The sequence below is a fragment of the Salinigranum sp. genome, from assembly GCF_041641895.1.
Classification (GTDB): Archaea; Halobacteriota; Halobacteria; order Halobacteriales; family Haloferacaceae; genus Salinigranum.
In genome coordinates this window covers 20,983-29,304 of record NZ_JBEPXO010000048.1, presented here as the reverse complement: position 1 = coordinate 29,304, position 8,322 = coordinate 20,983, and the positions used below count along the sequence as shown (strand labels likewise).

Sequence of the window (8,322 nt, the reverse complement as noted above, 5' to 3'; positions counted from 1 at the left end):
GCGTCACCGAGTCGGAGACGGTCGGCTCGCTCCTCTCCCCGGCGTTCGTCGACCCGCTCGGACCCGACGAGCGACGACTGGAGAACCAGCCAATCACCGTCACCGACGCCGACGGCGTCGCACACCACTACCTCGTGACGGTCACGCGACTCGTCGACGACGAGGCACCGGGCGGTGCCGACGCGGACGCCGAGGAGACGGGCGCGGCTCTCGTCTACGCCTGTCGCAACGTGACCGACGTCGAGCGGCTGAAGGGCGAACTCGACGAGGTGTTCGAACGGGTCACCGACGGGTTCGTCGCGCTCGACACGTCGTTCGTCGTCACCTACGTCAACGACCACGCCGCCGAGTTGTTCGGACGCCCTCGCGAGGAGCTACTGGGCCGGGAGCTGTGGTCGTTCACGTCCGACCCCGAGGCGACCCGGGCCTTCGAACTCCTGCCAGAGGCACTCGAGACCGGCGAACCACTCTCGTACGAGGCGTACTTTGAGCCACAGGACCGGTGGTACGAGGCCCGGGTGTTCCCCTCCGAGACGGGGTTGTCGGTGTACTTCGGCGACGTCACCGAGCGCGTCAAGCGGCAGGCCGAACTCGAAGCGAGCGAGGCACGGTTCCGCGCCCTCTTCGAGGGATCGCTCGACGCGCTCGTTTTGGCGGACGACGAGGGGCGGTACGTCGACGTCAACTCGGCCGCCTGCGAACTGTACGGCCTCCCGCGCGACGAACTGCTCGGGAAGACCGCAGGGGACTTCGCCGCCCCCGGGTTCGACTTCGACGCCGCGTGGGACGCGTTCCTCGACGCGGGGACGATGCGCGGCGAGTTCGAACTCGTCCGGCCGGACGGCGACACGCGGGTCACCGACTTCGCCGCCCGTGCGAACATCCGACCCGGCGAGCACCTCTCGGTGCTGCGAGACGTCACCGAGCGGGTCGAACGCGAACGTCAACTGGAGGTCCAGCGGGACGAACTCGCGCACCTGAACCGCATCAACCGCCTCGCCCGCGAGGTCAACCGCGCCATCGTCGGCGCGGACACGCCGGACGAGGTGCTCGCGAACGTCTGCCGACGGCTCGTCGACGCCGACGTCTACCGGCACGCAGTCGTCGCGAGCGGGACTGCGGGCGGCCGGTTCGAGGTGGCGGCCGCGTCCGGACTCTCTACGGCGGCGGCCGAAGCCGTCGTCGACGCGCTCGGACGGGAACTGACCACCGCACGGCGGCGCGTCACGTCCGTCATCGGCCCCTCACCACCCGAGGTCCACTCGTCTCTCGACGCCGACGTGTTCGGATGCTTCCCGCTCGCGTACGGCGGGACCGTCCACGGGGTGTTGGTCATCGGGGCCGAGCGCAGCGCGGAGACGCCGGTGCTGGTGGGTGAGGAGGGGGCGCTGCTCGACGACCTCGGAACCACCGTCGGGAAGGCGATAACGGCGGTCACGGCCCGCCGCCTCCTCCACGCCGACGAGGTGGTGTCGCTGGAGTTCGCCGTCGACGACGCCGACGACGTGTTCAACGAACTGAGCCGGGAACTGGGGGCGCGGGTGACGGTGACCGCGCTCGTGCCGATGGCCGACGGTCGACACGCGTGTTACGTCACCGTCGAGGGGACCGACTCGGCGGGGGGGTGGGACGACGAGCGCCTGTCCGAGGCAGTGTGTTGGCCGGCCGCAGTCGACGACTGTCGCGTCGTCTCGGCCGAGGGACCGGTGCGTCTGGAGATACACGTCGACGGCGGGTCGCCGGCGCTGGCGCTCGAGAGTCAGGGGACGCACGTCCGGACGGTGTCGTCGACGAACGGACGGGGGACGCTCGTCGTCGAGATTCCCACGGAGTCGAACGTCCGGAACCTCGTCGCCGGCCTGGTCGCGGACTACCCGGACACGCGACTCGTCCGCAAACTCACGGAGCGACGGCCCGGCGACGGGGCGGGATACATCGGCGGTCGACCCGTGCCCGTCTCCGACGAACGCGGGGAGACCCTCACCGAGAAGCAACTCGCCGCGCTCCGTGCGGCCCACGCGGGCGGCTACTACGACTGGCCGCGACGCGGCAGTAGCGCCCAGGAACTCGCCGACGCGCTCGGAGTGGCGTCGGCGACCTATCACCAGCACCTCCGCGCCGCCGAGCGGAAGCTCGTCGACGCCTTCTTCGGGGCGTAGCGAGCGTCGAGGCGTGACGGAGAGACGCCGAGAGACCGAGTTCGAGGGGGAAGACGACCAGCGTCGCGACGAGGAGCGAAGCGAACAGGGACAGCACGTACTTGCCGAACGCGCTGGTGAGGTTCGTCCGCCCGTCCATACGTCGACGTGACCGGAGTGGCGGGATAACTCCTCTCACGTCGCGACGAGAGTTCCAGTTCTCGGTCGGCGGTGTCCGTGGGGCGGACGCCGTTCAGCCGAGGCTCCCCTCCATCTCGAGTTCAACCAGCCTGTTCAGTTCGACCGCGTATTCGATGGGCAGTTCCCGCGTGATGGGCTCGATGAAGCCCGAGACGATGAGCTGTTTCGCCTCGTCGTCGCCCAGTCCACGCGATTGGAGGTAGAAGACGTCCTCGTCGCCGATTTTCCCGACGGTCGCCTCGTGGGCGACGTCGACGGTGTCCTCCATGATTTCGATGTGCGGCATCGTGTCCGAGAGGGAGTCGTTGTCGAACATCAGCGCGTCACACTCCACCGTACAGGAAGAGTCGTGGGCGCCGTCGGCGATGCGGACCAGCCCCCGGTAGTTGGTGCGGCCGCCCTCGCGAGCGATGGACTTCGAGACGATGGTGGACTTCGTCTCGGGAGCGTTGTGGTACACCTTCGCCCCGGTGTCGATGTCCTGCCCACGGGAGGCGAAGGCGATGGTGATGTGGTTGTCCGACGCCCCCCGGCCGTTGAGGATGGTCGCGGGGTACAGCATCGTCACCTTCGAGCCCATCGACCCCGACACCCACTCCATCCGCCCGCCCCGGTCGACGATGGCGCGCTTGGTGTTGAGGTTGTACGTGTTCTTCGACCAGTTCTGCACGGTCGAGTACTGGACGTGGGCGTCTTCCTTCACGAACACCTCGACACAGCCGGAGTGGAGGTTGAACACCGAGTACTTCGGCGCGGAACAGCCCTCGATGTAGTGGACCTCGCTGCCCTTCTCGGCGACGATGAGCGTGTGCTCGAACTGACCCATCCCGGCGGAGTTCATCCGGAAGTACGCCTGCACCGGCATGTCGAGCGTCACTCCCTCGGGGACGTAGACGAACGACCCGCCGGACCAGATGGCGCCGTGCAGGGCGGCGAACTTGTTGTCGCTCGGGGGGACGCACTTCGTCATGAAGTACTCGCGGACGAGGTCAGGGTGTTCCTGGACCGCCCGGTCCATGTCCATGAAGACGACGCCCTGCGACTCCCACTCCTCGCGCATGTTCTGGTAGACGATTTCGGACTCGTACTGGGCGCCGACGCCGGAGAGGGCGTTCTTCTCGGCCTCGGGGATACCGAGTTTGTCGAACGTGTCCTTGATGTCCTCGGGCAGGTCGTTCCAGTCGCGGACCCCGCCGCGGACCTCCACGTCGGGCCGGATGTACGGGACGATGGCGTCGACGTCGACTTCCGAGAGGTCCGGTTGGTTCGCCCATCCGGCCGGCATCGGCATCTTCTGGAACTGCTTCAGCGCGCGGAGGCGGCGCTGGAGCATCCACTCGGGTTCACCCTTGTCCTCGCTGATGACGCGCACCGTCTCCTCGGTGAGCCCCTTCCCGGCGACGAACGCTGCCCGCTGTTCCTTCTTGAACTCGAAGCGTGCCTGTGCGTCGGTCTCCTTGAAGTGTTGCTCCTCTCGGGTGCTCATACCACTGTGTCGGTTCCGAGAGGAGATGAACCTATCTGGTATCGTTACCTGAGAATCTACTATCGAACGTTCCGTGAGATTATTTCGTATATAATAACTTTTCCGGAATCAAGTGCGGCGCACGCGAGCTACACAGCCAGCGGTTCGTTTTTGTTCTCGCCGCGTCACCGTCGAACATGGCAGACGCCACGTTCGAGCTGTACGTCGACCGTGCGGGCGAGCACCGCTGGCGACTGGTCCACGACAACGGGAACGTCATCGCCGACTCCGGGGAGGGCTACGCCTCGCGACAGAAGGCCCGACAGGGACTCGAGAGCGTCAAGGAGAACGCCCCTGGGGCGGACGTCGTAGTCGTCGACGAGTGAGGGCGTGGGACGCCGCACCGGTCTCTACCCGACCGCCCGGACCGCTACGGCGAGCACATTAAACCTCGTCGGAGACGGGAACCACGGCCGACTCGGGAGCCTTTATCCGTCCGTAGCGACGAGGAGATGGTAATGAAGCGGAACGACCAGCAGGCGTACGACCGTGGGACGTCGCTGTTCTCTCCGGACGGCCGCATCTACCAGGTCGAGTATGCACGGGAGGCCGTCAAGCGCGGCGCACCCGCTGTCGGCGTCCGCGCGTCCGACGGCGTCGTCCTGGCCGCACAGACCCGGACGAGTTCCTCGCTGATGGAGACCGAGAGCGTCGAGAAGCTCCACAAACTCGACGACCACATCGGCGCAGCCAGCGCCGGCCACGTCGCCGACGCCCGGCAACTCGTCGACGACGCCCGCCAGGAGTGTCAGGTGAACCGTCTGCGGTACGGCGAGCCCATCGGGCTCGAGACGCTCACGAAGGCGCTCACGGACGACATCCAGGAGAGCACACAGTTCGGTGGGACCCGCCCGTACGGCGCGTCGCTCCTCATCGGCGGGATGGACGACGGCGCCCCCGGTCTGTTCGCGACGGACCCCTCCGGCACGCCGCAGGAGTGGAAGGCCGTCGCCATCGGCGGGTCCAGAGGTGAGATTCAGGAGTATCTGGAAGAGAACTGGTCGCCCGACCTCTCGACGGACGACGCGGTGACGCTCGCGCTCGCGGCGTTGCTCGCCGGCGTCGACTCGCTGACCGGGGAGGAGGCGAGCGTCGCCGTCGTCACGGCCGACGGCTACCGACACCTCTCGACCGAGGAACTCGACGAGGTCCTCGAGGAGGTCCGCCCGGCGGACGCCGACGGCGACGCTGACGCCGACGAGTAACGACGTGACCGGCACCGACGGCGACCCGTACCTCGCCCGCGTCACCGTCTACCCCGTAAAGTCTCTCGACGGCGTCGAACGGGAGGCGGCGAGGTTCACCACGGGTGGGGCGCTCGAACTCGACCGGACGTACGCGTTGGTCGACGAGGAGGGTGGGTACGTCAACGGCAAGCGCGAGCGGGCGGTGCACCGACTCCGGAGTGAGTTCGACGTCGCGTCGTGTCACCTCGACCTCTCTTCTCCCGACGTCGCGTCGGAGACGTTCGATCTCTCGCTCGACGACGAGGACCGACCGACGGATGCCGACGCGCTCACCGAGTGGCTCTCGACGTACTTCGGCTATCCGGTGTCGCTCCGACACGACCGAGCGAGTGGCTTCCCCGACGACACGGACGCCTCGGGGCCCACAGTCGTCTCGACGGCCACCGTCAGGGAGGTGGCGTCGTGGTTCGACGGCATCGACGTCGAGGGGATGCGCCGGCGGCTCCGCGCGAACCTCGAAATCGGCGGCGTCCCGCCGTTCTGGGAGGACCACCTCTTCGCCGACCGTGACCACGTCGTCTCGTTCTCCGTCGGCGACGTCGAACTGGAGGGCGTGAACCCGTGTCAGCGCTGTGTCGTCCCGAGTCGTGACCCCGACACCGGCGAGGAGACAGAGGGGTTCCGGCGGCGGTTCGTCGAACGGCGCGAGGCGACGATGCCTCCCTGGAGCGGCGGCGACTGGTTCGACCACTCGTTCCGGCTGATGGTCAACACCCGCGTCCCCGCGGTCGGCGAGAATCCGACCGTATCGGTCGGCGACCCGGTCGTCGTCGGCAAGACGCGGCCGGCGGACGACCGCTGACGGCCGACGACCGAGACCGACGGCCCGGCGGACGACCGCTGACGGCCGACGACCGAGACCGACGGCCCGGCGGACGGAACGAGCGGCCTCAGAACCCGCTGAACTTGTCCCGCCGGTAGAGGTCCAGTTCCTGCACGGTCGAGCGGTCCTGACGGGCCGCGAAGACGATGGCGTCGGCGATTTCCTCCGGTTCGGTCACCTCGCCGGCGTCGAAGCGTTCCTCGAACGGGTCGCCGTCTTCGCTCCCGAACTCCGTGCGGACCTCGCTGGGGTTGACGACGGTGACCGCGACGCCCTCCTCTCCCACCTCGGCGGCGACGCTGTGGGCGAAGCCACGGAGCCACCACTTCGTCGCCGCGTACACGGGGTTGAACGGTCGTGGGTACTGCCCCGCGAAACTCCCCACGAAGACGAGGTTGCCGCGCGACTCCGCGAGGTGTGGGAGAGCCGCCCGCGTCGTGAAGAACGACCCGTCGACGTTGGTCGCCATCATCTGCCGGTACTCTTCGGTCGTCAGCGACTCGACGTCGGAACCCCGCCCCAGGCCGGCGTTGTTCACCACGACGTCGAGTCCGTCGAAGGCGTCGACGCTCTCGGCGACCATTCGCCGAACCTGTTCCTCCTCGCGGATGTCCGTCGGAAGGGTTCTCGTCGGTACACCGTGCTCGTCGGCGATGGCGTCGGCGATGGCGTCGAGCCGTTCTTCTCGTCGGGCCGCCAGCGCGACGGACGCTCCCTCCGCCGCGACGGCGTGGGCCGTCGCTTCCCCGATACCCGAACTCGCTCCCGTGACGAGAACCGACCGCGTCGACAGGTCGTGCATGTGTCCGCGTGTGCGTCCGCAACCGGGGTACTTCAGTCCAGCCCCCTGCGAGCATCTATCATGAACTGCCATTAAGATTATGTGGGGTGCGCCCTTGCGAGTAGGTACGATGAAATCGGTCGTATCCGTACGCGACTGACGCTCTCCTCCGGCGTGACTGCCGACCCGTTCGACCGTACCGACGTTCGACCGACGCTCCCCACAGTGACAACCGACCGATGAGCTTCGAACCGACAGAACCCGAGACGACCCGACCGACGACCGACATCAAGCCGTTGGTCCCGATTCAGCCCGAGGACACGTCCGATACCGCGTCACCCCCCACCGAACCACGGACCGACGGGGTCGACCGACCACCGCGTACCGACTACGCGACGCCCTACACGCGCGACCGAGAGGCCATCGTGCCGGGCGTCGCGCCGCAGCCTTCGACCTGACCGCCGGGTCTGGGTGTGAGTCTCGGCCCCGTTCCGGTGTGACGGCAGTCGAGTGGTCGGAGAATCGGGCCGACGCGACGTGTGCCCGACACCCCTCTCGACGTGCGTCAAACCGGCACACGGCACACGTGAAACGGAACTGTTTTACGTATCTCAGCGTTACCGGAGAGTGTACGCTCCGTTGGTGTAGTCCGGCCAATCATCTTGCCCTCTCACGGCAAGGACCAGGGTTCGAATCCCTGACGGAGCATCCCTTCCTGCCGCCGCCTCCTGTCGATACCACCGGGGCCCCGAGTGCTGCGCTTCAGACGTCCCGGCTGGCGGGAATTTTCAGTTTGAGTGGGAAGATTTTACTTTACTCCCATACAAGCGTCGGTATGTCGAAATCGACCGACGAGCGGGGACGTCTCTACCTCCCGAAGGACGTCAGAGACCGGTTCGGCGAGAAGTACCGTATCGTCGAGCTGCCGAGCCACGTCGCTCTGTTTCCCGTAGACGACGACCCGTTAGAGGGACTTCGTGAAGCCGTCGGAGACACCTTCGAGGGGACAGACGCGGACGAGCTGAAAGAACAAGCACGGCAGGCCGTTTCCGAGGAGGTCGAGACAGAGACTAGACTCCGAGAGACGAACCGCGAGAGCTGAGCCGTGTACGTGGAAACCGATTTTCTGACCGCACTGGTCAAAGACGAGGACTGGCTTCGCGAGTCGGCACTCCGGGCGCTCGACGAACGAGAAGGTATCCACACGTCGATTCTCGCGTACGCCGAGGTACTGGTACTCTTCTACGACCGCGAACAGGCTGACTACGAGATCGACGCACCAAGAGCGATCGCCAACCTGCTCGAACTCGTTCCGATAACGCCCCCGGAGCACGAAGACGCCGTCCTCGCGGCGGCAACGTTCATCGAGGAGTACCAGCTAACACCGTTCGACGCGCTCCACGCCGGGGTCGCAGCCACGAGTGGTGAAGATGTTCTTTCGAGCGAGCAAGACTACGACACGGTCGGGCTAGACCGAACACCGCTCGAACCGGACGCTGACGACACTGACGAGTGAACGGTGAGTTCGATCGGCCCGAGAGGTGACTCCGACCCTGCCCCACCGATCGGGTACTCTCTCGGGTGTACCTCGACAGTGTTCGACCGGC

The 8,322-nt window shown here is 66.9% G+C and carries 9 protein-coding genes and 1 tRNA gene; 8 read left to right on the top strand and 2 right to left on the bottom strand.

Annotation, left to right across the window (positions count from 1 at the left end; all coding sequences use genetic code 11):
• Positions 1-2,159: bacterio-opsin activator domain-containing protein (locus ACESK5_RS11650; RefSeq protein ID WP_372911736.1), on the top strand; the 2,159-nt coding region annotated here is incomplete at its 5' end.
• 232 nt (positions 2,160-2,391) lie between these two features.
• Here ACESK5_RS11650 and sufB read toward each other — a convergent pair.
• On the bottom strand, positions 2,392-3,825 hold the full coding sequence (gene sufB, locus ACESK5_RS11645) for a Fe-S cluster assembly protein SufB (RefSeq protein ID WP_372911735.1): 1,434 nt from the start codon (positions 3,823-3,825) through the stop codon (positions 2,392-2,394).
• Positions 3,826-4,001: 176 nt separating this feature from the next.
• Here sufB and ACESK5_RS11640 point away from each other — a divergent pair, with 176 nt between their 5' ends.
• The 3 genes from ACESK5_RS11640 to ACESK5_RS11630 all read left to right on the top strand — a co-directional run bounded on the left by ACESK5_RS11640 (position 4,002) and on the right by ACESK5_RS11630 (position 5,913).
• Positions 4,002-4,190: an HVO_2922 family protein gene (locus tag ACESK5_RS11640; protein WP_372911734.1), complete on the top strand. Its 189-nt coding sequence runs from the start codon at positions 4,002-4,004 to the stop codon at positions 4,188-4,190.
• Positions 4,191-4,322: 132 nt separating this feature from the next.
• The gene (gene psmA / locus ACESK5_RS11635) at positions 4,323-5,069 is read left to right on the top strand and encodes an archaeal proteasome endopeptidase complex subunit alpha (protein ID WP_372911733.1); all 747 of its coding nucleotides are present in this window, start codon (positions 4,323-4,325) and stop codon (positions 5,067-5,069) included.
• 4 nt (positions 5,070-5,073) lie between these two features.
• Positions 5,074-5,913, top strand: coding sequence for an MOSC domain-containing protein (locus ACESK5_RS11630; RefSeq protein WP_372911732.1), 840 nt, complete (start codon positions 5,074-5,076; stop codon positions 5,911-5,913).
• Between the two features lie 88 nt (positions 5,914-6,001).
• Here the strand turns inward: ACESK5_RS11630 and ACESK5_RS11625 are convergent, their stop codons facing one another.
• Positions 6,002-6,736, bottom strand: coding sequence for an SDR family oxidoreductase (locus ACESK5_RS11625; protein ID WP_372911731.1), 735 nt, complete (start codon positions 6,734-6,736; stop codon positions 6,002-6,004).
• A gap of 218 nt (positions 6,737-6,954) precedes the next feature.
• Between ACESK5_RS11625 and ACESK5_RS11620 the strand changes: the two genes are divergently transcribed.
• From ACESK5_RS11620 to ACESK5_RS11605, 4 genes are all read left to right on the top strand, one after another.
• Positions 6,955-7,173, top strand: a complete 219-nt coding sequence (locus tag ACESK5_RS11620; protein WP_372911730.1) for a hypothetical protein — start codon at positions 6,955-6,957, stop codon at positions 7,171-7,173.
• Positions 7,174-7,348: 175 nt separating this feature from the next.
• Positions 7,349-7,423: transfer RNA gene (locus tag ACESK5_RS11615), tRNA-Glu, on the top strand.
• A gap of 127 nt (positions 7,424-7,550) precedes the next feature.
• Complete coding sequence (locus ACESK5_RS11610; RefSeq protein ID WP_372911737.1) at positions 7,551-7,817, top strand: AbrB/MazE/SpoVT family DNA-binding domain-containing protein; 267 nt, start codon at positions 7,551-7,553, stop codon at positions 7,815-7,817.
• Positions 7,818-7,820: 3 nt separating this feature from the next.
• A complete protein-coding gene (locus tag ACESK5_RS11605; protein WP_372911729.1) occupies positions 7,821-8,231 on the top strand; it encodes a type II toxin-antitoxin system VapC family toxin in 411 nt (136 codons plus the stop codon).
• Positions 8,232-8,322: the final 91 nt, after the last annotated feature.

Excerpts from the sequence above, each read along its gene's own strand:
- ACESK5_RS11625 (WP_372911731.1), bottom strand. The coding sequence starts at position 6,736 with ATGCACGACCTGTCGACGCGGTCGGTTCTCGTCACGGGAGCGAGTTCG.
- ACESK5_RS11610 (WP_372911737.1), top strand. The coding sequence starts at position 7,551 with ATGTCGAAATCGACCGACGAGCGGGGACGTCTCTACCTCCCGAAGGAC.
- ACESK5_RS11640 (WP_372911734.1), top strand. The coding sequence starts at position 4,002 with ATGGCAGACGCCACGTTCGAGCTGTACGTCGACCGTGCGGGCGAGCAC.
- ACESK5_RS11620 (WP_372911730.1), top strand. The coding sequence starts at position 6,955 with ATGAGCTTCGAACCGACAGAACCCGAGACGACCCGACCGACGACCGAC.
- psmA (WP_372911733.1), top strand. The coding sequence starts at position 4,323 with ATGAAGCGGAACGACCAGCAGGCGTACGACCGTGGGACGTCGCTGTTC.
- sufB (WP_372911735.1), bottom strand. The coding sequence starts at position 3,825 with ATGAGCACCCGAGAGGAGCAACACTTCAAGGAGACCGACGCACAGGCA.